General features: G+C 47.0%; 19 protein-coding genes and 1 tRNA gene. 12 read left to right on the forward strand and 8 right to left on the reverse strand.

Translation table 11 applies throughout. The features are described from left to right. Positions 1 to 125: 125 nt before the first annotated feature. A complete protein-coding gene (locus tag ACIDITHRIX25_RS78785; protein ID WP_201733273.1) occupies positions 126 to 311 on the reverse strand; it encodes a hypothetical protein in 186 nt (61 codons plus the stop codon). A gap of 310 nt (positions 312 to 621) precedes the next feature. Here ACIDITHRIX25_RS78785 and ACIDITHRIX25_RS78790 point away from each other — a divergent pair, with 310 nt between their 5' ends. The 8 genes from ACIDITHRIX25_RS78790 (at position 622) to ACIDITHRIX25_RS78825 (ending at position 8,341) form a co-directional block, all read left to right on the forward strand. Then, on the forward strand, positions 622 to 924 hold the full coding sequence (locus ACIDITHRIX25_RS78790; protein ID WP_052605893.1) for an urease subunit gamma: 303 nt from the start codon (positions 622 to 624) through the stop codon (positions 922 to 924). A 76-nt stretch (positions 925 to 1,000) separates the two neighbouring features. Then, positions 1,001 to 1,306, forward strand: a complete 306-nt coding sequence (gene ureB / locus ACIDITHRIX25_RS78795; RefSeq protein ID WP_052605892.1) for an urease subunit beta — start codon at positions 1,001 to 1,003, stop codon at positions 1,304 to 1,306. A gap of 5 nt (positions 1,307 to 1,311) precedes the next feature. Beyond that, positions 1,312 to 3,021, forward strand: coding sequence for an urease subunit alpha (gene ureC / locus ACIDITHRIX25_RS78800; RefSeq protein WP_052605891.1), 1,710 nt, complete (start codon positions 1,312 to 1,314; stop codon positions 3,019 to 3,021). Between the two features lie 37 nt (positions 3,022 to 3,058). Beyond that, positions 3,059 to 3,763 carry an urease accessory UreF family protein gene (locus ACIDITHRIX25_RS78805; protein ID WP_052605890.1) on the forward strand — a complete coding sequence of 235 codons (705 nt, stop codon included), beginning with the start codon at positions 3,059 to 3,061 and terminating at the stop codon, positions 3,761 to 3,763. 24 nt (positions 3,764 to 3,787) lie between these two features. Next, complete coding sequence (gene ureG / locus ACIDITHRIX25_RS78810) at positions 3,788 to 4,420, forward strand: urease accessory protein UreG (protein ID WP_052605889.1); 633 nt, start codon at positions 3,788 to 3,790, stop codon at positions 4,418 to 4,420. A gap of 53 nt (positions 4,421 to 4,473) precedes the next feature. Next, positions 4,474 to 5,331, forward strand: coding sequence for an urease accessory protein UreD (locus ACIDITHRIX25_RS78815; RefSeq protein ID WP_201733274.1), 858 nt, complete (start codon positions 4,474 to 4,476; stop codon positions 5,329 to 5,331). A 756-nt stretch (positions 5,332 to 6,087) separates the two neighbouring features. Then, positions 6,088 to 8,061: a M13 family metallopeptidase gene (locus ACIDITHRIX25_RS78820; protein ID WP_201733275.1), complete on the forward strand. Its 1,974-nt coding sequence runs from the start codon at positions 6,088 to 6,090 to the stop codon at positions 8,059 to 8,061. A 19-nt stretch (positions 8,062 to 8,080) separates the two neighbouring features. Continuing rightward, positions 8,081 to 8,341: a Smr/MutS family protein gene (locus ACIDITHRIX25_RS78825; RefSeq protein WP_201733276.1), complete on the forward strand. Its 261-nt coding sequence runs from the start codon at positions 8,081 to 8,083 to the stop codon at positions 8,339 to 8,341. Between the two features lie 399 nt (positions 8,342 to 8,740). Here the strand turns inward: ACIDITHRIX25_RS78825 and ACIDITHRIX25_RS78830 are convergent. The 4 genes from ACIDITHRIX25_RS78830 to ACIDITHRIX25_RS78845 form a co-directional block, all read right to left on the reverse strand. Further along, positions 8,741 to 8,814 (reverse strand) — tRNA-Met (locus ACIDITHRIX25_RS78830). A gap of 65 nt (positions 8,815 to 8,879) precedes the next feature. Beyond that, positions 8,880 to 11,819 carry a UPF0182 family membrane protein gene (locus tag ACIDITHRIX25_RS78835; RefSeq protein WP_201733277.1) on the reverse strand — a complete coding sequence of 980 codons (2,940 nt, stop codon included), beginning with the start codon at positions 11,817 to 11,819 and terminating at the stop codon, positions 8,880 to 8,882. Between the two features lie 12 nt (positions 11,820 to 11,831). Then, positions 11,832 to 14,606, reverse strand: coding sequence for a DivIVA domain-containing protein (locus ACIDITHRIX25_RS78840; RefSeq protein ID WP_201733278.1), 2,775 nt, complete (start codon positions 14,604 to 14,606; stop codon positions 11,832 to 11,834). 526 nt (positions 14,607 to 15,132) lie between these two features. Continuing rightward, the gene (locus tag ACIDITHRIX25_RS78845) at positions 15,133 to 16,137 is read right to left on the reverse strand and encodes a S16 family serine protease (RefSeq protein WP_201733279.1); all 1,005 of its coding nucleotides are present in this window, start codon (positions 16,135 to 16,137) and stop codon (positions 15,133 to 15,135) included. 709 nt (positions 16,138 to 16,846) lie between these two features. Here ACIDITHRIX25_RS78845 and ACIDITHRIX25_RS78850 point away from each other — a divergent pair. Then, positions 16,847 to 17,500, forward strand: a complete 654-nt coding sequence (locus ACIDITHRIX25_RS78850; protein WP_052606825.1) for a HEAT repeat domain-containing protein — start codon at positions 16,847 to 16,849, stop codon at positions 17,498 to 17,500. Between the two features lie 187 nt (positions 17,501 to 17,687). Here the strand turns inward: ACIDITHRIX25_RS78850 and ACIDITHRIX25_RS78855 are convergent, their stop codons facing one another. Genes ACIDITHRIX25_RS78855 through ACIDITHRIX25_RS78865 form a run of 3 tightly spaced genes read right to left on the reverse strand, consistent with a single transcriptional unit; the run spans position 17,688 to position 19,350 of the window. Next, complete coding sequence (locus ACIDITHRIX25_RS78855) at positions 17,688 to 18,680, reverse strand: rod shape-determining protein (protein ID WP_201733280.1); 993 nt, start codon at positions 18,678 to 18,680, stop codon at positions 17,688 to 17,690. Then, a complete protein-coding gene (locus ACIDITHRIX25_RS78860; RefSeq protein ID WP_152626143.1) occupies positions 18,658 to 18,852 on the reverse strand; it encodes a hypothetical protein in 195 nt (64 codons plus the stop codon). The genes ACIDITHRIX25_RS78855 and ACIDITHRIX25_RS78860 overlap by 23 nt, the downstream gene beginning before the upstream one ends. Positions 18,853 to 18,858: 6 nt before the next feature. Continuing rightward, positions 18,859 to 19,350, reverse strand: coding sequence for a molybdopterin synthase catalytic subunit (locus tag ACIDITHRIX25_RS78865; protein ID WP_052606827.1), 492 nt, complete (start codon positions 19,348 to 19,350; stop codon positions 18,859 to 18,861). Positions 19,351 to 19,530: 180 nt separating this feature from the next. Here ACIDITHRIX25_RS78865 and ACIDITHRIX25_RS78870 point away from each other — a divergent pair, with 180 nt between their 5' ends. The 3 genes from ACIDITHRIX25_RS78870 to ACIDITHRIX25_RS78880 all read left to right on the forward strand — a co-directional run bounded on the left by ACIDITHRIX25_RS78870 (position 19,531) and on the right by ACIDITHRIX25_RS78880 (position 23,492). Continuing rightward, positions 19,531 to 20,730, forward strand: a complete 1,200-nt coding sequence (locus ACIDITHRIX25_RS78870; RefSeq protein ID WP_201733281.1) for a PDZ domain-containing protein — start codon at positions 19,531 to 19,533, stop codon at positions 20,728 to 20,730. Positions 20,731 to 20,911: 181 nt separating this feature from the next. Then, entirely contained in the window at positions 20,912 to 22,084 is a 1,173-nt protein-coding gene (locus tag ACIDITHRIX25_RS78875; protein WP_082058816.1) for a zinc-dependent metalloprotease, read from the forward strand. Positions 22,085 to 22,154: 70 nt separating this feature from the next. Continuing rightward, on the forward strand, positions 22,155 to 23,492 hold the full coding sequence (locus ACIDITHRIX25_RS78880) for a hypothetical protein (RefSeq protein WP_201733282.1): 1,338 nt from the start codon (positions 22,155 to 22,157) through the stop codon (positions 23,490 to 23,492). Positions 23,493 to 23,495: the final 3 nt, after the last annotated feature.

Below are 23,495 nucleotides of genomic sequence, written 5' to 3' on the forward strand. Positions count from 1 at the left end.
ATCCTTTTATATTTACCTAAACTTTACCTTTAATTCATATTTTAGGTGGTAACAAGAGGCCTACCAGGACTTTCATTTGAATTAGCGCGGTTTAAATTCAAGACAAAGCAAGGAATTGAGATCCACTAGATATCAATACGATAGAGAATCTCTATGGCGTCACACAAAAAACCCCCAGGAACCATTTCAACAACTGCACCTGGCAAGAAGCGCACTTTCGACTTACCTAAGAAAACAAGCGCCATATTAGAGGTCAGCCAGGAGTCAAAATAATTGCTGACGGAAAATAGATCAGCCAGTCTAAATTGCATTTGATAGCCTTGCTATCAATACTCGCCGCTCAAGTGGTAATAAAATCCTCTCCGAAAGGAGATAAGGAATACCTAAAAGATATCCTGGCGAGATAGTAGTGTCAAAAAATAATCTATCTAGAAGCAGAAAATAGATTAAATATCAACAAAATTACAAATACTAAATTAGCTAATTGAACTCTTAAGATTGAAGGAAATGTTTCATCTTTGTTAAATAGTGCATCAAGAAGTGCATAGGGGATCCTTCTATAGTTTCCATGCGCTAACCTTCGTTTTACGGAAAAACTAACAGGCAAAAGCGAGTCAATCAATGTTACTTACCGACAGGGATAAAGAAAAACTCCTTCTAGTGGTAGCCGGAGATCTTGCTCGACGGCGCCTTCAGAGGGGTCTACGTCTCAACTATCCGGAGGCAATTTCATTGATCTCCTCGGAACTGCTCGAAAGCGCCCGAGATGGTAAAAGCGTCTCTGAGCTTATGGTTTACGGCACTCAAATATTAACAGCGGATCAAGTTCTAGAAGGTATTCCAGAGATGATAGAGGAGATCCAGATAGAAGCCACATTCCCAGATGGCACCAAATTGGTCACGGTCCACAACCCAATCTCATAGTTCAACAAAGACGTCAACTCCAAGCTCAAAGTTGGCAACTTCCTAGAGTCACCAACTTTATTACAAAAGGACAGACATGATTCCAGGCGAATTTTTCCTCACAGAGGAAGATATTCTTATCAATTCTGACTCTCAAATCGTAGAAATCGAAGTCTTCAATAGCGGAGATCGGCCCATCCAGGTTGGATCGCACTTTCACTTCTACGAGAGCAACCACGCGCTCTTATTCGACCGAAGCTTGGCATTTCACACTCGACTCGATCTCGCCAGTGGAACTGCTATGCGCTTTGAGCCAGGTCAACATCGAAACGTGAATTTGGTTCACTTTAGCGGTTCGCTAACCACACCAGAATCGACGTCGGCCCCTGAGATGAAACGATAAATCTAATGGCAAGTTCAATCCCTAGATCAATCTATGTCAGTCATTACGGACCCACAACAGGCGACCGAGTGCGCTTGGGCGATACCGACCTCATCGTAGAGGTGGAAAAAGATCTAACGACCAAGGGCGAAGAGGCCAAATTCGGCGGCGGTAAGACCATCCGTGATTCAATGGGTCAGAACCCAATCATTACACGCTCAATGGGTGCGCCAGATCTTGTCATCACCAATGTGCTAATTCTGGACCACAGTGGAATTTATAAAGCTGACATCGCTATCCGAGATGGCTTGATTTTAGCGATCGGAAGCGCGGGAAACTCTCTCGTCTCCAAAGGTGTCACGATTGAAATCGGTGCGAGCACAGAGATAATCGCCGGAGAAAAAATGATTCTCACCGCAGGCGGAATCGACTCTCACATACATTTCATATCTGCAGATCAGATCCAAGCCGCAGTCTCATCTGGCATTACAACCATGATAGGAGGCGGAACCGGTCCGGCTACTGGGACAAACGCAACAACGGTGACACCCGGAGCCTGGTATATGGCCCGCATGATCGAGGCATTCGAAGATCAACCGATCAACGTGGGCTTCATGGGCAAAGGAAATTCATCGTCACACGAGGCGCTGCGAGAACAAGTTATCGCCGGGGCTATGGGTCTCAAGTTGCACGAGGACTGGGGGTCTACACCTAGGGCCATCTCCACCTGTCTAGATGTCGCCGACGAGATGGACGTTCAGGTTGCAATTCATACGGATACCCTGAATGAAAGTGGCTTTGTCGAAGAGACGATAAATGCCGTATCAGGTCGAACCATCCATGCCTTCCACACCGAGGGTGCCGGTGGTGGCCACGCGCCCGACATCATAAAGGTTGCCGGCCTTTCAAATTTTCTTCCCTCTAGTACAAATCCAACACGACCCTATACCCTCAACACCATAGAAGAGCACCTAGACATGCTGATGGTCTGTCACCACTTGGACAAGTCTGTAGCTGAAGATATAGCCTTTGCTGACTCTCGAATTCGAGCTGAAACGATAGCCGCCGAGGATGTTCTACATGATCTCGGCGCAATCTCTATGATCTCCTCCGATAGTCAAGCGATGGGTAGGGTCGGTGAGGTAATCATTAGGACATGGCAAGCCGCCCACAAAATGAAGCAAGAGAGAGGTCCACTCGAAGGTGATAGCGATAGATCCGACAACAATCGAGTAAAGCGATACGTCGCCAAATACACAATAAACCCAGCCATTGCCAATGGAGTCTCGAGCTATGTAGGCTCCGTCGAAGTTGGGAAGATTGCCGACTTGGTGCTTTGGAAACCGGCATTCTTTGGAGTCAAACCCGAACTGATCATCAAAGCAGGAATGATTTCGTGCGCTGTCAGTGGTGATCCCAATGCGTCCATACCTACTCCCGAGCCACGCCTATATAAGTCACAATTTGCATCCATGGGACTCGCCGCATCGTCGGTTGGCTTCACGTTCGTCTCTGAAATCAGCCTTAGCAGCGGTAGTAGCTTCAAAAATTCGAATCGCAAGAGACTTCCCGTCAAAGGAACAAGGACTCTTACAAAAGCTGCAATGGTGCTAAATGACAGAGTTGGAGATATTGAGGTAAACCCCCAAACATACGAGGTGCGACTCGATGGTGAGCTTCTAACTTCACAGCCGGCAAGGTCACTCCCTCTAGCTCAACGCTATTTTCTCTTTTGAAAGATTATTTCACCAAGGTAAAGGGCCAGCTTTAACTATGGAGAGCTCCAATAAAAGATCCGACGCACGCCAGATATCGCAAATGCACTACTTCTTTGATTCAGCGTTTCCCGCGGGAGCATACGGTCATAGCTTTGGATTTGAGACCTTCGCCGCCTCAAAAGATGGCGCAGACCCAGAGAAGGGCCTCAATTGGATTGAAAACTATATGGTCCATTCCCTTTGGTATGGCGATCTCGAAAACATATCAAAGATCTCAGAGATTTTGCAAACTCCACAAGCCACCACCCAACAAATCACCAAAGAGGACACGATCTTGCATGCAAGTCGATCAACTTACGAAGGACGAAAGTCTGCAATATCCCTCGCTCGCGCTATTGAAATAGCAGGCAATAAATTGTTCGCGAGCAATCCGTCTTACGGTACAAAACTGCAGGAAGATCTTCGGGAACCATCAAGCATCGTTGGAATTATCTCTGGTCGCCTTAAATGGCCGATCGATCTCACCAGGCTCTTTTATCTACAAACCCAGGCATTGGCCGCCACATCGGTACTGGTTCGCTGTGGACGAATTGGCCAATTCGCACAACTAGAGATGATGGGCACGATTCTGGAATCTTCTGCCAAGCTAGCCATGGTTCGGCCTAAATCGCTTCCAGATAGATCGGCGATTTCAGCTTGGCAGATAGAGATGGACCAAATAAACCACCAAGAACTCTCACCAAGGCTATTTCAGTCGTAAAAACCAAGAAAAGGAAGTTATCAGATGACAATAGCACTCGACAATACCAAAAGCGCAACTCGACGGGCACTCCGAATCGGAGTGGGCGGGCCAGTTGGATCCGGCAAGACAATGCTGGTGAGGAGAATTATCGAATCGTTACAATCCTCGGTTCAAATTGGTGTTGTGACCAACGATATCTACACGAAGGAAGATGCCGATTTTCTAACAAATTTGGGGATTTTACCCCAGAATCATATCTTGGGTGTCGAAACAGGAGGCTGTCCTCATTCGGCAATTCGCGACGACGTTTCAATGAACCTAGCTGCCATCGACGAGCTGACACAAAGGTGCGATCAGCTGGACCTGATATTAGTTGAATCTGGCGGCGACAACCTGACTGCGATGTTCTCTCCAGATCTAGCTGACAAAACTATCTACGTGATCGACGTAGCACAAGGAGACAAAATCCCCAGAAAAGGAGGACCGGGTCTTACCTTCTCAGACCTCCTTATCATAAACAAGATCTCCCTTGCTCCTTTTGTCGGAGCGAACCTAGAGACAATGGAACACGACGCCCAAACCCTAAGAGGCGAACGAGCCACTATCTTCTCGGACTTGGGCGACGGACGAGGCATCGATCAAATTACAAGGTGGATATCAGACCAAATTGGCTAGGCAAAAAAAGACAGCAAAACTCGCTCAATCTCCACCAAAGGTCGCTACTAACTATGACGGTAAATACATCTACCCTAACTAGCAAAAATCTCCCAGCAGCTATAGATTCTGCTAGATGTAGTTTCGGCATGGAACCCACATCATCACTCGTCGTCGACTTTAAGAACGGGGTACCAAGATGTCAAGAGCAATTTGGACAATTCAGGCTATCAAATCGAACTACCGAGGTCTTTGGACGCAAGCGGTTCTTTATCACCGAGATAGGACCTGGCCTTTTCCCTGGAGAACGCCACCAAATCTCACTAAGTCTTGGTGATAAAAGCAATGTCGTAATCGAAAGCCAATCAGCGACAAAGGTCCATCTTTGTGAAGATGACAGATACGCTAAGATGAAACAGAACTTCAAAATAGCCAGTGACTGTAGCCTCATTGCGCTACTGGCTCCTACGATCTCCTACGAAGGTTCAAACTTTGTTTCATCGATTCAGCTCGACCTAGCGCTAGGTGGCGTAGCCATCACCTCGGAGATAATAGCAAAGGTCGCTCCAACCAAAAACTCCCATGGCACAACAACCATCGATATGGCTATGGAGGTGATCTACGGTGGCGAAACTGTACTAATCGATCGAATCGCAACGCACGAAAATCCACTCTTCGACCCCTTGGGAGCTCGTCAACGTATAACGGGCGGCTTTGATGTAATAGGCACGATCTACTTCTGTGGATTTGGTCCGCAAGGAGATCTAAAATTACACGAACTCACCAAAATTGGTACTTCTGCTATGACCAAGGTGCAGAGCTCTCTTGCGACATCGCCAATGGAACAAATTACGCTAATTAGGGGACGTGCCAGAGATCCTTTTTATCTTGCGTCGTACTTCTCTTGGTTGGCTCAAAACTTCCTAAATTAACCACATTCCCTTATTATCTGCCGCCAACCAATGTTAAACATCGAGGACATTCCAAAACTCGTCAATATCACAGTGACTTATCCGCTTTGCAAAAAGACGGCTAACTCCCTTGCTTCCTAGCGAGCCCAAGCGCACATTGTTTTGGGACACTCTGACAAAGGACGCCTAGGATCCTAAACTAACCAGAATTTGTCTCACAAACCTAGAAAAACCACTTCTCCCGGTGGCCTCAAGAAATAGGCAAAATACTTACCAGGTCAAAAATGTAACCAAGCGATCACCTAAACACAACCAACCGCTTTGGAATTGCCCAGACTACGAACTCGAAGGAAATCTGCCACACCTAAGGCACTTTATGGTTTTGTGGATTCATTCATTCCATCTGAGGAATAGAACAAGCTAATCTTTTAATGCGCTTGGACCGCCAAACATACTTTAAATACGCTCTATGTTAAGAGACCTAGCGGTAAAAGTCACCGCTACCAATCAATTAACTGAGCTGGGGATTTCCGGGGCGCCCGCCGAGCAACCACCCCATCGACTTCACCTAAATCACCAAGCTCGTCTCACTCTTGAAGAATACAAGACCTCACAGCATTGATTGTCGCCGAACAAACCTTATCCCGCCTTAGCAGTACTAACGACAAACCCACACCTCTCTCAAGGTGTGAAATAAAGATGACCGAAGTTTGCTGTGACTAGATTGAGTCAAACTGAATCTATCAAAGTCCATAGGATGTCAACTAATATGACCATATGACAAAGGCTTCTGGGATCCGCAAAGATGGAATGGACGAAGATATCTCGCCCAAAGACGACCTATTTAGGCACGTGAATGGGAAATGGCTACAAAACAGCGAAATACCTTCAGATAAGGCTCGCTACGGATGGTTCGCAATCCTTGCCGAAGAGGCAGAGTTAGCGGTCAAAGGGATCGCAGAAGCTGCAATTTCCAATAAAACCGACCCTCAAGCTGAGAAAATTGGTGCGCTGTATCAGTCGTACATGAATGAGGCTGCGATTGAATCAGCCGGCTCACTCCCAATCGCAGACCTGCTGGATGAGGCAGATTCGATTCAAGACCTCAATTCCCTTTTTGACATCTTTGGCCGCTTCGAGTCGATATCAATCCCGGGAATCTTCGGTGGATTCGTAGACAACGATCCCGGGGATCCAAATCGATATCTCCTCTTTATTGAACAAGGTGGCATTGGTCTTCCGGACGAGCAGTTCTATCGTGATGAACATTTCGCGTCGATATTGGAAGCCTACAAAGTCCATATCGAACGCACCTTCGCACTCATTGAACCTGAAAATGCACCCACATATGCAGATCTCGTAGTTGATTTAGAGACAAAGATTGCCAGGTGCCACTGGGATAACGTCACCTGCCGAGATCAGACCAAGGTTTACAACCTCACTACCTGGAGCGACTTTAAGAAATCAATCCTCGACATCGACCCAGCTGTAGGGAAAGCCTTCGATAGCTACCTCCTTCATATTTCAGAGGCCGTAGAAAGGTCCCCTGAAATTGTTGTTGGGCAACCTTCATTTCATAGCGAGGTCACAAAATTACTTTCCGAGATCGGAATAGAGAGATGGAAGATCTTTCTAAAGTGGAACATTCTTAGAAGCTCATCGGCATATCTCTCTTCGGCCTTTGTAGAAGAACACTACGACTTCTACTCCAAGACGCTCACTGGGACTCCGGCCATTCCAGAGCGGTGGAAACGCGCCGTCTCGTTACTAAATGGCGCAATGGGCGAAGCTGTTGGAAGAATCTACGTCCAAAAGCACTTCAACGAGGAGTCAAAGGTAGCGATGGATCGCTTAGTTGCAAACTTAGTTGAAGCGTATCAACAAAGTATTACGAAGCTCAACTGGATGAGTTCTGAAACCAAAATACGGGCAATCGCCAAATTGGATCAATTCACTCCAAAAGTTGGATATCCAAAGAAATGGCGTAATTACGATGCGCTCTCCATAACCTCCGAGTCGCTGATCGCCAACATTCGAGCAATTGCAACCTTCAACCACAATCGAGAAATTAGAAAACTTGGAAGCGCAATCGATCGCGATGAGTGGTTTATGAACCCCCAAACCGTCAATGCATATTACAATCCCGGGTTCAACGAAATCGTCTTCCCAGCAGCAATATTGCAATTTCCTTTCTTTGATCCAAATAGCGACGACGCAGCAAATTATGGTGCAATCGGTGCTGTCATTGGCCACGAAATTGGCCATGGCTTCGACGATCAAGGCTCCAAATTTGACGGTTCCGGCAAGATGGAAAATTGGTGGACCGATAGCGACAGAGAATTATTCGACGAGCGGGCAAAGGCCCTCATTTCGCAATATAGCGCACTATCGCCCGCTCAAACACCACACATTAAGGTAAATGGAGAGTTGACGGTTGGGGAAAACATCGGTGACCTTGGAGGACTGGGAATCGCTTGGAAGGCTTACCTTATTTCATTGGATGGCGCCGAATCCCCAATAATCGATGGCTACAATGGCGCTCAAAGGTTCTTCCTGTCGTGGGCGCAAGCGTGGCGGGAAAAGCGACGTAATGCCGAGATGGAGCGTCTCATCGCAATCGACCCACACTCGCCAAGCGAATTTCGATGCAACCAAATCGTTAAAAACTTAGATGCCTTCCATGAAGCATTTGAGACAAATGAAGATTGTCGAATGTGGCTCGATCCTTCACAACGAATACAAATCTGGTAGATGTGATTCGGCGACTTAAATGTCATCAAAGATAAAAGTAGATCTCCATCCAATCTTCAACAACTCTCGTGCTATCGACGCTGCTCTAAACGATGCCTTCGCAGAGGCCGAACGTATAAAGGCCTCTTCCATCGAGATCATTCCCGGCAAAGGAAGCGGGCAGCTCAAAAAGCATGTAATCAGGTTTTTAGAAAGCAAAGAGATCAAAGGAAGATACCACAGACTCGAGAAAGATTCTGACAACTTTGGACGTATCTTTGTTCACTTCAAATGGAAGTAGAACGCTAAAACACTCTACGACAATGGCAGAAAGTCAAGGCATGATTCAACATTTAGTCCTATTTCGTTAGTGACAAGTTGGCAATTCCAGCAAAGATGTGATCTCAGATCTCGACCATGTAATGACATTCCTGGCCCTCAACAAGTGCAACCAGAGAACAACCTAAAGCTTGACCATATAAGTACTTATCCCTTTCAACTGTGCTGGCTTGGCCTAAGGGGATAAGTGGCTCTTCCGTTTCTACCGGGGTGGGGAACTCGATTTCATACGCGGTAGAACTCTTTATCCGGTACGTATCGATAGTAGCGACGAGCTGTGACGTTCATGGGATTGCCCATGGATTAGAATTCGAAAAACAACAGGACCGATCCTTGCGGACCGGTCCTGCATTATCATTAGTGGCGGGGACAGGATTTGAACCTGCGACCTTCGGGTTATGAGCCCGACGAGCTACCATGCTGCTCCACCCCGCGTTGCAATACTTACAATATAATAGCGGCCATAGATAAATACGGCCGCTATCGCAACATCCCAAGATCTACGCCGACGAGGAAGCCGAGGCCTTAGGAGCTGTCGTCGTTGTCGGAGAGGCCTTCGTTGTTGTGGGCGCAATATGAAGTTGGCTCAATATCGTCCCTATTTCATTTACAGCACTCTGGTAGCCGCCCAAGTTTCCAGCTTTTAGATCGGCTTGAGCCTGTGAATAAAGCTGATTAGCTTGAGCGATCAAGGATGACGCATTGCTACCAGTAATCGGAGATATTTGCGATGTGCCACCGGGTACCGTAGTCGTCGAACCTGAGGCCGCGGCAGCCAGCTGATTGGCTCCCTGAACACCTGGTAAAACCGTACCAAATACGTCCTTTAGTGCTCCGGCTAAGGTAGGCTCCATTGCTGCCTGGGTCCCATAAACAACTATTACCTGCTTTATCTCCGGCAAAGAGTTCTGAACGGATGCAACGTATAGCGGCCTGATATAAAGCAGTGACTGGCCCACCGGAACCATCAATGTTGTTCCAAAACTCACTTGAGATCCATGCTGATCCAAAAGACTAATCTGCTGAGAGATGGCCGGCGTTGCACTTATTCGGGCATTTATCAGAGCGGGACCATCAATCTGCTGCCCTCGTGGGGTTACGAAGTCTGTAAGTTGCCCATAGTTTGAAGGGTCACTGCCTGCAACCAAGAAACCCGATAAGTTTTGTTGAACCCCGGACTGTGAGACAGGGACAAAGGGTTCGAGCAAATTAAAGGTTGGCTTTGTCTGCCCCGGCAATTTAAGCAGCTGATATTCAGGAGCAAATTTCGCCACGGTACCTTGCCCTATCGAGGTGCTCAAAGCTTGAGTTACTGGACCGGTTCCTGGATCTTGGGCCAAAGTCCACGCATCACCAGCATTATAAAACGCCGTTGCATTTGTAATGTGATAGTAACCATACATGGTCGCCTGTACCGTCAACAGATCCTCTGGATATCTGAAATGTCGAACTAGTGCTGCCGGAGCCTGCGAAACTGGTGTAAACATTCCAGGAAAGATGGACTCGTAACTTCTAATGATCGGGTCACGCGGATCGGTAACATAAAACTTCATGGAGCCGTTGTATGCATCGATAACGACCTTTACAGAATTTCTTACGTAGTTAAAGTTTCCAGCAAGTCCACTTGAAGTGCTTAGTGCCGAATTATTTCCCTGTTGGGAGTATGGGAAGTTACTAGTTGTAGTGTAGGCATCTTGAATCCAAACAATCCGTCCATTCACAATCGCTGGATATGGATTTGCATCCAAATGAAGGAATGGGGCCGCCGTGGTGATCATATTCTGAATGTTACGTCGGTAGATAATGCGCGAATTGGGACGAATCAATCCGGAAATCAACAAATTAATATCGTTATATCGCAAAGCATAGGCTGCACGACGAACGATCGAAGATAACCTTACACCACCGGTGCCGTTATAGTGGGTCTCTACTGATGTGCCCGATTGCGTCTGATAATCAATCTCAGGCTGTGCAGTATTACCGACGACATAGCTACTATTTCCCAATCCGTAGTAGACCTGTGGCTGAGTAATTTTCGTCACACCCGGAGCAGAAACTGGAGGTACGTCACTGATTGCAAACTTAGGATTGCCATCGGGCTTAACCGCATTAGCTGGCGAAAGTACCGCTCCATATCCATGGGTAAATTGTAAGTGCAAGTTAACCCAAGACTGAGATGGAAGGTCAGCTTGGTTGAGTTCACGAACTCCCAACAAAACAGGCGTAGTAACGCCTGAAATCTTGTACCTGTCTACCGCCAAAGCATTGAACTGATAGTAAGAACGAATGTCTTGGAGCTTATTAAAGGTGTTGATCGGCGAGATCGGATCCCACAGTCGCACAGCTTGTAGAGTAGCTAGATCCGAAGTCAACGATGCAGAAGTTAGATTTTGCGAATAGGAAAACGGAGACTGTTTGATTTTGGTAAGCCCAAATGCATAACGTGTCGCCGATATATTGCGTGCGATATAGGGTGATTCCTTAGATATCTGAGAGGGCTGGACGATAAACTGCTGCATAACTGCGGGGTAGATTCCACCAAGAATTACCGACATCAACGCCCAAAGACCCACAGCTATAATTGGCAGAACCCAACCTCTGCGCCGAATGTTGTAGATAAGAATTCCGCCAGAAGCTAAAGATATAATCACTAACAATGTCAGAGCTGGCAAAACCGCATGAACATCGGTATAGCCGGCGCCTTCCACAAAGCCTCGAGTGGACGTAACTAGGTGATAGCGTTGAAAATAGTATCCCACGGCCTTCAACAGAGCCATCAGTGCCACGATAAGGGATAGGTGCGCCTTGACCTTTGGACCGACACGCTGCCCCTGGCCTTGAACGCGAATTCCTCCATTGAAATAGTGGAATGCGAGCGAAGCAAGCAATATCACAGTCAGGGCAAGAAAACCCCAACTTACCAAAAAGGTAATGAAAGGTAATTTGAAGACATAAAAGCTTGCATCTTTATGAAAGAGAGGATCTTTCATATTGAACGATACGCTATTTTGGAACAAGAGCCAGTTTCGCCATTGGGATGTCGCGCTCGATCCAACCAAAAGAGCTAGAAGTAACGAAACTCCTGCGCGTCCCAGAATGCGAACTCTTCGCCTTGCAGATTTAAATCGCCTAATCAAATCCTCTTCTGGGCTAATTTGCGACTCTGAGGATGCAACCTTCTCTGCAACGGTAAGACTGGCAAAGCAGCCTAAGAAAAAGATCAAGTCAAAGACTACGGTCAACTCAACCTTCGTAAGAAGAGTCTTTGACCATACGCTAGATAAATTTACAGATCTAAACCAAAGGTAATCTGTGTAAAACATGGCTATTCCCCTCAGGGAAAGCACCACAGCGATTATTACGACTGCAACAATAAGAGCAATCATTTGCCTCTTGGTCAGTCGCTTACGGGTAATTGGAAGGTCAGGTGGTCTTTTCATTTCATAAATACCCTAGGCGAATTCCGGGACTAATAGACATTCACAACCAATATGTGCTGGTGGAGCATTTGTTCCAGTGGGGAAATTCGCTCCTACGTCTATTGGTCCCTCCAATTCATTATCCTCACAGTCCGAACAACCGGGACGAGTGGACTTAATCCAACGAACTTTTGAGACATTCGTATGAGTCAGCAACCAGGTGCTTACATAGATCGAAACCAAATCAGAGGTCAGCGCCTCTACGTAGTCAATCTTCAGCTCTCGAAATGCTGCACCAAACTGCGAGGCTAGAGCCATGTCCTCATCGAGATCACTTTTAGCCAATACTCTCTCAATTCTGCCAATTAGTTCTTCAGCTAGTTCACGTGACAGGTCCCGAGCGATAACATACATCTCATCGCTTGGCTCCGTAAGAATGGCGATTGAATTTCGATCCCCGGTCAAGCGTTCAGCAATCAGCGAATAAAAATCGCGCGACTCATTCATCACTGGCAACACAAAAGATCCTAATACCTCAAAGTACCTTGAGGTCAAATGGTCCAATTTGCCCACAAGGTCCTCCGCGGTTCGTAAAGATGAAGTTCTCAACTTGTCCAAGAGCTCATTCTGGTCGTCTTGAAGCACTCGCTTTATCCGCCGGGCAATCTGAGTTTGAATCGGTGCAAAGGCATCGCGGTAAAGCTCATGAAAGACTACAGAAAGATGGATCTTGGGATCGCTGAGAAGCCCTTCGGTTTTGTCGTCCAAGACACTGTCAACAGCAATAAATCCGTCTATTCGACTGTGGGCATCTTTAGAATCCCCTTGACTAAGCTCCTTGTCGGAGATATCATCCAAGAGTTCATTCGTTCCCTGAGGGGTTTCACTCACTAAAGTAGGATGCGGCTCTTTGACTTTAACGCCGGCAACCTTGCCTTCATCTTCCACTATGTGCGCTGGCTTCACGCCCAACGACCCACTGTCCCCAAGCGAATGTGGACGTTGAAGGTCAGATATACGATTGATAGTGGTGTTGAGATCTGGCTTGGAAAGCGACCCATCCCTAACTCGAGATGTTGAACTCTCCTCGGGATCATCAACCAAAAGGCGCGCAAAGATGTCTTCCACTGTCGTGTGGTCGCGCTTCTTTGATTTATCGCTCACTCGATCTTTAGCTAAGTCACCATCAAAACCTTCACGTTGACTCGATTGAAGTTCGTCGATTTCACCAAGTGTGCTGCGCTCGATTATTTTAGCGACTGTCGCATTAGCAGAATCAACATCATCCAAAGATCGACCCAGAACTCCTAGGCTCTGCGGCAAAGGAACCACCTGGGCTTCAAATCTTTTGCCATCTAGAGTTGATCGCTCTTGGTCGGCTGTCTCCAAATCCAAGTTTGAATCTACATAACTAGTCGATGGATACAAGGCATCTTCATTTGACAAACTCTGCAAACCAGGTGCTCTATCACCTCGAGCATTTCCCCTATTTCTAGAATCGGAGGTTCTAACCGAATCACGGATAATCACTATCTCAGTTTCAAAGTCATCTGCAAAATCGTAGGATCCCCGATCTCGCGCCTCTGTGGTATCTTGTTCATCCACCACTCTTCGTCTTGGCGGAGACTGAAAACCTGCGGACGAAGCTCGTCCACGAGAAGGACCTGAAACACGGGGTTCGGAGATCGACCGCTCTTGTCCCAATTTAGCCCGCATCTCATCTTGATCGGAGATCGCAATCTCAACCGATGAAACTTCGCGATCCACAAAGTGCGCCCCGCGACCATCGTTGCGGCCACCATCGACTGACCGAGCCCCTAAATCAGCAAAATCTGAATCATTTATAGTTGAGGAATTCAAAGTGACATTCTCAGCCCCAGAAGGCTCTCCTTCGGGATCACTCGAGGCTCCTGCCATGGTATAGAGACTATCCCTAAGCGCTTGATCTGTTGTGCGACGCCAATTAGTTGCCGAAGAATCGTTCGTTTCGCTTGGTGCGACAACTGGGACCCCTTCTGGTTGAACAGTTGGTCCTTGGGGATCCGGTCGTGCAACCAAATAGGGATCATTGATAGAGCTAGTCTCTCCGTTCATCAACGACGTCAACGACTGGATAGAGAGCGCGGCTTGGCTCAATAGTGAGACCACCAACTCTTTGTGCTCTTCAAGTTCCAATAACTCAGTTTTCGCGTCTTGAGTTCTACCTCGGATCTCTTCGTACACCTCGCCACGGACAGCTTTTGCTTTTGCAATCATTTGCGCCGCTTCGTTCTGAGCATCAGCAACCAACTCACGAGCCGTTTCCTCGGCTCGTTGAACCTCGGCAGTAATCTTCACGTTTGCATCACGAGTCAATCTATCTATAGTGGCCTCATGCTCTTTTAGCCTTTTAGCGAGCTCATCGCGATGTGAATCATTACTCTTTGAGATATCGTCCTCAGCGCGCTTCCTTAGATCTTCAGCATACGCATTAGCTCGAGCCTTTATCGACTCCGCAGCTGCAGTCGCAGAACGAAGAATCTCGCCTGCCTCTTCGCCTAAAGCAGCCGTAACAGCGGAGATATCTAACTTCGGTGCAACCCCCTGATTGGCCATTGCAACTTTGTAACGATCTTCAAGATCTCTCTTTTCGAGCAAAAGAGCGTCGAATAATTTATGCTGTTCGGCAATGTAAGTCGCCAAAAGGGCGAGATAACGATTAACTTCTTCTGGCTTGAAGCCACGCCTTGCAATCCCAAACGACTTGGAAACGACTTCATTTGGTAAAAGACGTTCTTTTGGGCCACTAAAACTTGAGGAATCGCTCATAATGCCTTTAGCCTAAGTCACAAAAGTAAAAAGATAGGGCAAAATTTTAGATATTTACGCCCTAAATTCATCAGGCTATCAGCTCAAGGCCAAATGAAGTCCGAGCCATGGTCTAGCAATATGTATTTGGGAGTGGGAATGAAATTTGTCGTAGCCCGTCTAGCCCATCCAGCTCGACAAATAAAGCTCTGACTGTCCAAGACTGTCCAAAACTAAGCTAAATTCAACAGTTCCAAATGTGGACAAGAAGTCACTTGCCAGCTATAGATGCGACGTTACCATTCACCAAGGGTCCTTGCCATCAAAATCGCACTCAGCTGTCATTTGATTCAAGGTATCTAGATCTGTATGATTACCTGTCGTTGATAAATCTAAAAAAATAAACCCGATCACTTAAATTACTACTTGAGAAGATAAGTGATTGCCAGTCCTTGTCACAAAGCTGTATCAGAATCAGAACCTAGATTTTCTAGCAAAGACCAAGATCGCTGAAAATATGAATCACATAATCGTCATAGATCAAAGATCAGCGAGCAACCGTCGCCAAGGAGGCCACCGATAAGTAATGTAGAGCTTGCGTAAGCGTCGCGACCGGAACGATCTTCAATCCAGCGATGTGGTCAGATTTTGCCGCAGCTACTTCTTGTGGTGGAACTAAAAAGACCTTCGCGCCAGCCCTAGCCACCGCAATGGTCTTTTGCCGAACTCCACCTACATCACCGACGGCACCAGTTGGGTCAATCGTTCCAGTGGCAGCAATGACGCCTCCGGCCTTTATATGCAAAACTCCCATTGCCTGAAGCACACCTAAAGTAAATGCGAGACCTGCTGATGGTCCACCTATCTGTCCTGTTGAAATCGTAACCGGTCGCTGGAGCTTCACCGCTTCACCTGCTTGAAGCGAAATCCCCAAGATCTGTCGACCCGAAGCTTTATATTTTACCCCAACGACTGTCAAGGTATTTGGATTCCCAACTTGGGTTGAAGCCCTAACCATGGTGAGCTTAACCTTCTTCCCGGAAGCCACAATAGCCGAGACCACTCCTGAGAGAGTGGTCTCCTTCTGGCCATTTACACCAACGATCAAATCCCCCGGCAATATTGATGGCGTGGTCTTAGGCGTAGTGGCTACCACCGATGCTCCAGGGATCGTAGAGTACTTTATGTGAGCGAAAGAAAGTGCCGCGACAACAGCAGCCGTCTTAGAATCGATCATCTGGCCTAGTTGCTGGGTAGCTAGGTTGGAGGGATTCGAGGCTCCGAAGATATCAGCCGCAGGATAGATACTTATCGTTGAATCGAAGTGATCAAATAGCCAAGTTATAGGGGTTAGCTGAGTTAGGATTACATCCGTCATCAAGACTTTTCCCTGCTTATTCAAATCGGGCTCTGCCGCAATGTGAATCTGATTGGCAACGGCAATCGCATTGCCAGGCGAGAAAGAATAACTCGAAATTGGCAAAAATCCCACAACCAAAATAACGCTAAGCACTAGAGCGATGACCCCAACTACACGTAATTGATTTTTCATGACCCACTACCCACGTTCAAACCAAACAGCCTTTTTCACCAAAGTAAAATAACCTCGGTTGCAAAACTACATGCAAAGTCAAGCTAGTCGATAAAAAAGTGAATCCGCTGAAGCAATATATAAGGTTGGCACTGAAAACCGAGGCTCGTCGAAGTTAATTGTATCGCCACAGTGCTTTTCATTCACAAGCCACGCGGCAAATAGTTCCACATGGGCTGAGGCGCTTCGCTAGAAGGCAATGTGTAAAGGGTGATTCCCTTTTTTAGACGTTCTGAGCTTTTGCGGACCGTCACAATTAGGCACTGTAGCCTAAAATAGGAACTGTAGCCTAAAAGTTTCTAGCTATCAACAAAAAAGTGACCTGAGATCAACCTCAGCCGCTCACAATCAAATTTGTTCAGGGGCGATTTTGAACAAACGTAATCAGAAGCTAGTTCGGCTCAAGAGAACACATATCATCTCAAAGAGAAATTCAAAAAAGTAACATGACACTGGAGGTCCAGAAAAAACATGGGTTACAAAAGGCCATCCTCGCCCAACCCGCCACCTTGGTATAATCGACCTAGAGCTTCGCTTGAAATTTGCCAATATCAGAGCACAGATATCAACCAAAACCCATAGGTGACCGAACCTAGGTACGTCGTCGATTCAATTTGCCAGATTTTAAAACAAGATCTTTGATCTCAGTAGACCCAATATAGGATTTTGAATGACTTCCAAAAAAGAAGATCTTTTATCTCATCTCGAGCCCATGAATCAGTCCGAATTGTCGGATATGGTTAAAGCGGTAGTGGCTGGATATCAATGCGATGAAAAGATCGCCAGAGGACTCATTGACAGTTCAAATGGTCGAATTCGCGCCGCGGCTTACTCTGCACTCGTCCGCATGGATAGGATTAGCAAGATTGACATTATTCGAGCCCTCGCCGATCCGGCTATTGAGGTTCGTCTTTTTGGAGCTAACGAAGCGATCCGGCATCCTGGGGTAAATCTAGTGGAATGCCTAGAGGCAGAAAAAGATCTAATTGTCCTTGAAGCAATCGTCTTTGCACTTGGAGAACGCGGTGACCCTTCTTGTGCTGAGATAATCTCAAAAATTGCAATCGAACACCCTGACCCGCTCTGTCGCGAAGCCGCTATCGCTGCGCTCGCAAACTTCTCACTCGAGGAGTCTCTCAGTCTATTTCTCCAGGCGATGAGCGACAAGGCGCCAATTCGTCGCCGAGTGGCTATCGCTTTAGCCGGATACGACTCCGAACGGGCTACGCAGGGACTAAGAACGCTCTCCAAAGACCGAGATTGGCAAACTGCAACTATTGCTAGAGAACTACTAGCAATCGAAGATGGCACAATTGCTGAATAGAGACAAGATGGGTCTTTCTCTTTCCAAATCGTTGAGGTAAAGCATCGGCACTCCCATAAAAAGGACTATTTACCGCCATTAGACAGTCAACCCCACCAAAGGGAGAGCCAGTAACTTAAAATAATCCGAACTACGATTTGAAGAAACTTTAGGCCACAGCCCCAAGACAGCGAAGTCGGTCTCTAAATTACTTAGAGGGAACCTGTCCTAGGATACGCGCAGCTCCGATAACTACTGCCCGCTCGACCACCGAAGCATGACGTACCGGAACGCCAGCTAGCGCTTCCAATCTCGACTCAAGTCCTTTTATTTGACTTGACCCACCGACAAGAGCAATGCCCGTTAGCGCTAAATCTTTAGCGATCTCAGCAGGAGCTTCCTTAAGTGTCGCCAAGACTACGTCACAAATTGCAGAGATAGTAGAGTCAACAGCATCAACTAGCTCCTCGCCGCCCATTTGGACAGTGATCTCCTCGCCCGAATCAACATCTCTTCCAATGATCTTGGCGATCAGAGCACTGCCGTTAGCAGCCACGTCGAGCAGAGACACCTTTAACTCTTCAATGTCCGTACTTAACATTGTGACGTTGTAGCGATTTCGAAGAAATTGGGCAATATCTTCAGAGATGCTATCGCCACCTACAAGTTCCGATCTACATTCCACGACATCGCCCAAAGAGAGGATGCCAGCAAAGGTAGTCTGCGCACCGACACTGGCTACCATTGTGCCCACGGGGCCCTGCATCTCCAAGTTGGCGCCAACACCGGCAGAGACAAGACTATCTATAAAGATGACATTGCTCGCACCCGCCTTGGACATAGCAGCGGCAATTACGCGCTTTTCGGCACCTGTCATAAAGATCGGAGCACAAAAGCCTATGGTGGGTTTTGAAAAGTGGCGTTGCCCCACGCGCCGTAAAATCGCCTTAAAATACTGCTCCGCAAGTGAGACATCTTCAATTCGGCCATTTCTAACCGGTCGAGAGACCCGGAGGTTCCCCTCGACCCGACCCTGCATTGAAGCTGCAGCTTCACCAATCTCAACGATCTTGCCCTTTTTCTGATCAAAGATAATCAAATTGGGCTCTGAAACGACTTCGTCCGTAGAGGTATCACACCAAGAAATAGTCGAACTTCCTAGATCGAGAGCGACCGCCCTAGACAGCCTGCTTCCTCTCATCGGCGTTGTGATCCTGAACGGTAGGCTTCAAATTGGAGATAACCGCCATTCTCGCAGAAAAATTATCGATACTCGAGGTCGGACTCTTTGGCTTTCGCTCAATTAAGGCAATAAGCAACCCAATAACGACTACTGCCGCTATTGGCACAAGCACATACAGTAAATTAGACATCTTTAGTTATAGCTCCTCGAACTGCGTAACAACATTCGCTCCAAGCGCCCAGTCGCTACCATTTGACCAGTGTTCTTTCTTCCAAATCGGCGAAGTCTGCTTCAAAGTATCTATGCAAAATTTGCTAGCAACAAATCCCGATTCTCGGTGCTCGCTCGACACGCCAATAATAACGCTGGATTCCCCTAAAGCACACAGACCTAAGCGATGGTGAATGGCGACTTTTAGGACGCCTTCAAACCTCGACATGGCCTCATTGGCAATCTTCAAAAAAGAAGGTACCAACTGCTCTTCGTATCCTTCGTACTCCAGTGAGTCAACCCCATCACGTCCCTCTGAATGGTTTCGAACATTCCCGGAAAAAAGCACGACGCCGCCAGCGCGATCGTCGCCCAAAAACGAAATCACATCGTCAAAGGAAAGCGCCTTACGCGCTACCTTCAACCAAATAGTTTCGCCCTGAAATTCATCGGGGCCAATCAAATCTGACGAGTTCAATCATCACTCTTTCCGCGCTTGGCTTCTTAGCGAATTCCTACCTTTATAGCCTAACGTACATACCTTTAGTTTCGCTGAGTTAAAGATGGTCAAAATAGGAAAACTTTGGGCATCAACAGCAACTTTTGTGCTTAGGTGCTTTGATCTCCGGCCATCTCTCAGCTATCGTTATTACCTGAAATGGCATTCAACGAAAATGACCCGGAGTGGAATGAGGAAGACGGCGACGACGAACTCGGCCGAGGTGAGATTCTGCCCCCGGACGATCGAATCTGGATGCATCCAAGCGAAATCTCCTTCCTGCATCTAACTTCAAAAAGACAATCAAAACTGAGTAGGTTCAAAGATCGACTTTATAGATTCCCAATTTCGAGTGTCATTGTACTTTTGTTGGTGGGGATAGTTCTTGGAGCCTCAGCGCAATATGGTCTAACCTCAATGGCGTCTGCCTCCCCCAAGGTCCCAAAGCCGACATCCAACACCTACAGTTCTGTAGTATTGCCAAGCGAACTTTCTAAGAAAATTTCCATTGAAGCTTTAGCAGTCACAACAATAAAGACCAGCAGCGGAAGTTTTTGGGAAGCTGCTACTTTCGTCAATTCCTCGCATTACCTGGTAACATCTGCCGCAGCCCTCAAAACCAACGAAAAACTTCTGGTCAAAGGAAAGGGCAACAAATGGTCCATGCTCTCGGTCACCGCACTTGATCCATTGACCAATTCAGCAGTTTTGCAGTCGACAAATAGCTCACCCAACTTCATTCCCCCATACTCAAAAGATCTACCGCCAGTTGGAGCACTCGAAGAGCTGATATCCCCTCAACATAAGGGCGCCAAAAATAAGGTAATTACGGCCGAGGTCAAAGCGACGTCAACCCCATTAACGCTCTCTAAATCGATCTACATACCCAACAGCATCGAGCTTACGACTCAGTCACAGAACGTAACCCTGGGATCGCTGGTGCTCGACCCAGAGGGCGATCCGGTAGGGATAGTCGTAACAACTAAAAAAATAAAGCGCCAAGTAATAATTTATGCCACGCCAATGCCCTCATTGATAAGAATCACGACGATGGTTGCAGAGCACAAGGCAGTAAGTCACGGTTATATTGGTGTCTCTGGACTAACTACCAATAACCCAGCTCCAAAGAGTTCTGGCTCTGCCGTAAAAGTCACATCAATCGCACCAAATTCCCCAGCACAACTAGCTCACATTGCCATCGGGTCATATATCACTTCCTTGAATGGCTTAGCGATAACGTCGCTTCCGCAACTCCAAGGCATCCTTGAGTCAACAACTCCAGGAACCAAAGTTAAGCTAGGGCTCTATATGGGGTCAAAGCGTGAAACGATAACTATAACAGTCGGCAAACATCCATAAATGTAAAGGACGCGAATCAGTTAATTTCAACTATCAACCGTTGTGATGCGATTCTTCTTCTAAGCTTTAGCTCATAGCTTTCAAAGCAGACTGTCAGCATCAACTGCAATGATTAAATCAAATTACTAGAACTTTTCAGGGCCAAAATAAATCACAGTTCGGCCAAGTAACGGGGTAAGAGATGACCAATAATCCGTTCGGGAATAACCCGTTCGAAACAGTACTTAAAGACCTAATGAAGGTGATTGGCGGTCAAAACAACTTGGCTTCAACAGTCGCAGGTCAGTTCGCGATTTCTCTATCCTCCCAAGACGGAGGGGATGCAAACATAGATCCAGTTCAAAGAATTCGAGCCGAATCCATCTTCGAAATCGCCAAGCGCGAATTGGCATCCAACTCTTTAATCTCAGATATCGCCTTTACCAATGATGTAAGTGTCGTCTGCGTCTCACGCCTTGAGTACGTTCAACAAGTTTTGGTAAGCTATCAACAGCTCATCTCGCAAGCAGAAGAGCTGTCAAAGACCTCTACACCCGCCTCTTTTGAGGACGAGTCAATGCAAGAGATCGAGATACCAGGACTTCCTTTTGGTCAAATGGCAACCCTAATGGGGCCAATGATGACCGGGGTCAATGTCGGATCTATGCTTGGCCATCTTTCGCAAGAAATCCTAGCTAGCTACGAAGTCACATGGCCCATCGACGGAAACCAGATTTTTATTCTGACTCAAAATCTGGATACTTTTGTTTCCGACTGGAATCTAAAGATCGACGAAGCGACAATGTGGACATCGCTCAATCAAATTGCAATGGGCGCCATCATGAAACAACCAGCAATCAAAGAGAAGCTTTACGCAATAAACCAGGCTCACACTGGTGCTTCAATGAAGCTATTAGAGACGATGTCAAAGCAGATCGGAGAGATGGACCTCAGCGACCCTTCCTCTATCGAGGCTCTAGCATCGAATCCAGCTGCAATCATGAACATCGAACTCTCCCAAGAGCAAGAAAGGTTGATCAGACAGAGCCGTTCAGTCATCGCTGTAGTAGTTGGTTTGGCAGATTATGTCGCATCCAATGCGGCGCGTCACCTATTGGGCACCTTCGATTCCTTGGCAGAGGCGACTCGCCGGAAAAGAATTGATCGTCCTCAGGGTGTGGACCTATTCGAAAAAATCTTCGGCATCGGGGCTGACGCGGGAACTTACGAACTAGGACATAAGTTCATATTTGGAGTTTTAGAGAGAAATGGCGAAGAAGCTCTCGCTAGGATCGTGAACGACTCAATTGCATTTCCGACCGCAAATGAGGTCGAGGCACCAGGACTTTGGCTTGCGAGGCTCGAAACGCTTTGATATTCCAGCAAATATTTGATACGTCAATAACAAATATTTGCATGTAAAGGCCAGATCACTATTTGACGATATGCGAGATATGGAGTGGCCAAATGAAAAATCACCAGATGAAGAGTTTCTAGCCGACTACTTCTCATCTCACCAAGTATACGAATATCCATCTTTCGAAGCATCCCCAAAGGAAGCTATCGAAGACTTCGATGAACCAATTGAGAATCCTCAATCTTTAAAAAATGATTACGAGGGTTTCGAAGCAGCTCTATTGAAGATCGCCAATTTAGACCCATTGGAAAGTGGGAAAGGTTATGGATACTTCAACGAAGATGAAGAGCCTTCAGATCCAAAAGTAATTCCCAAACTTGACACCTTTGTCAGTGAGGGAATCAAATCAGAGTCGATCGATCTCGATCATATCCCGAGCAACGACGACGAATTCATAGAGATACCATTCAACCCCGAACCATCGTACAACTTTCACTACCAGAATCCATTCACTGGCGAAGAAGCCGAATATGTCTTCAAAGGGGACGCGTCTTCGAAAGTTGACCCGGTTGAAGAGCAACCTCTTGCAAGAGAAGTGCCTTCAGAAGCAGGTACCTTCGGCAAGAGCGGAGCAGAGCGGCGTTTCATGGGCGCAAGATCTTACGTAGATCCCTACCCATCAAAAGGAACCGACGAAGGTCGTAAACGAACTCCTGGAATAAGCGCGGATGCATTCAATGCGCTAAGACGTACGGCGCTATTTGCGAATCCTGAGACGTCCGTTCGAAAATCATACTTCGAAGTAATGGATCCAGAGGAAGACGGCAATTCTATAGAAAGCGATTCTGATGGGCTAGGCAACGATCATATGCCCACGAGTTCGATAAAGTTAAAAGTAGGCACGAATAATGCCAACGATACGGTACAACCACCCAAACAAAGGCAAATCATTACCTTCGGCGTCAGTAGTGCAATCTCGCCTCACAGTTCCGAAATCACCGGCTTCTCCTCACGCGTAGGTCGAGGAAAAGCACCTTCGAACTCAGCCGAACATTCAGTGGTAGACAGAGCCAAATCAGCTCCGATAACAGCAAGTCCAGGAAATCCTTCAGACGAATCGCGTGGCAACGAAGAAGGATTCTTCAAAGACCTCGAAACAAAAAATAATATCTTTGGGAATACCATGGAGTTAGATTCGAAAAGAGTAGCCAAGGAGTCGAACCAGGCCCATCCGATCCCATGGTCGAGAGGCGACGACGACCTCTTTAGCACCAACGCCAATATAGATTCATCGTCACATTCAAAGGGTCGACGCGGAAGTCGGAGGAAGAACGAGATCGCCTCCGATCCAATCACCGCAGAAATAACAATAACTCAGCCAGCCAAAAAATCCAAAATTATGGCGATTCTGACCAAAAAGCTCTAAGCA

The organism is Acidithrix sp. C25, assembly GCF_904848545.2.

Excerpts from the sequence above, each read along its gene's own strand:
- ACIDITHRIX25_RS78785 (WP_201733273.1), bottom strand. The coding sequence starts at position 311 with ATGCAATTTAGACTGGCTGATCTATTTTCCGTCAGCAATTATTTTGAC.
- ACIDITHRIX25_RS78790 (WP_052605893.1), top strand. The coding sequence starts at position 622 with ATGTTACTTACCGACAGGGATAAAGAAAAACTCCTTCTAGTGGTAGCC.
- ureB (WP_052605892.1), top strand. The coding sequence starts at position 1,001 with ATGATTCCAGGCGAATTTTTCCTCACAGAGGAAGATATTCTTATCAAT.
- ureC (WP_052605891.1), top strand. The coding sequence starts at position 1,312 with ATGGCAAGTTCAATCCCTAGATCAATCTATGTCAGTCATTACGGACCC.
- ACIDITHRIX25_RS78805 (WP_052605890.1), top strand. The coding sequence starts at position 3,059 with ATGGAGAGCTCCAATAAAAGATCCGACGCACGCCAGATATCGCAAATG.
- ureG (WP_052605889.1), top strand. The coding sequence starts at position 3,788 with ATGACAATAGCACTCGACAATACCAAAAGCGCAACTCGACGGGCACTC.
- ACIDITHRIX25_RS78815 (WP_201733274.1), top strand. The coding sequence starts at position 4,474 with ATGACGGTAAATACATCTACCCTAACTAGCAAAAATCTCCCAGCAGCT.
- ACIDITHRIX25_RS78820 (WP_201733275.1), top strand. The coding sequence starts at position 6,088 with ATGACAAAGGCTTCTGGGATCCGCAAAGATGGAATGGACGAAGATATC.
- ACIDITHRIX25_RS78825 (WP_201733276.1), top strand. The coding sequence starts at position 8,081 with ATGTCATCAAAGATAAAAGTAGATCTCCATCCAATCTTCAACAACTCT.
- ACIDITHRIX25_RS78835 (WP_201733277.1), bottom strand. The coding sequence starts at position 11,819 with ATGAAAAGACCACCTGACCTTCCAATTACCCGTAAGCGACTGACCAAG.
- ACIDITHRIX25_RS78840 (WP_201733278.1), bottom strand. The coding sequence starts at position 14,606 with ATGAGCGATTCCTCAAGTTTTAGTGGCCCAAAAGAACGTCTTTTACCA.
- ACIDITHRIX25_RS78845 (WP_201733279.1), bottom strand. The coding sequence starts at position 16,137 with ATGAAAAATCAATTACGTGTAGTTGGGGTCATCGCTCTAGTGCTTAGC.
- ACIDITHRIX25_RS78850 (WP_052606825.1), top strand. The coding sequence starts at position 16,847 with ATGACTTCCAAAAAAGAAGATCTTTTATCTCATCTCGAGCCCATGAAT.
- ACIDITHRIX25_RS78855 (WP_201733280.1), bottom strand. The coding sequence starts at position 18,680 with ATGAGAGGAAGCAGGCTGTCTAGGGCGGTCGCTCTCGATCTAGGAAGT.
- ACIDITHRIX25_RS78860 (WP_152626143.1), bottom strand. The coding sequence starts at position 18,852 with ATGTCTAATTTACTGTATGTGCTTGTGCCAATAGCGGCAGTAGTCGTT.
- ACIDITHRIX25_RS78870 (WP_201733281.1), top strand. The coding sequence starts at position 19,531 with ATGGCATTCAACGAAAATGACCCGGAGTGGAATGAGGAAGACGGCGAC.
- ACIDITHRIX25_RS78875 (WP_082058816.1), top strand. The coding sequence starts at position 20,912 with ATGACCAATAATCCGTTCGGGAATAACCCGTTCGAAACAGTACTTAAA.
- ACIDITHRIX25_RS78880 (WP_201733282.1), top strand. The coding sequence starts at position 22,155 with ATGCGAGATATGGAGTGGCCAAATGAAAAATCACCAGATGAAGAGTTT.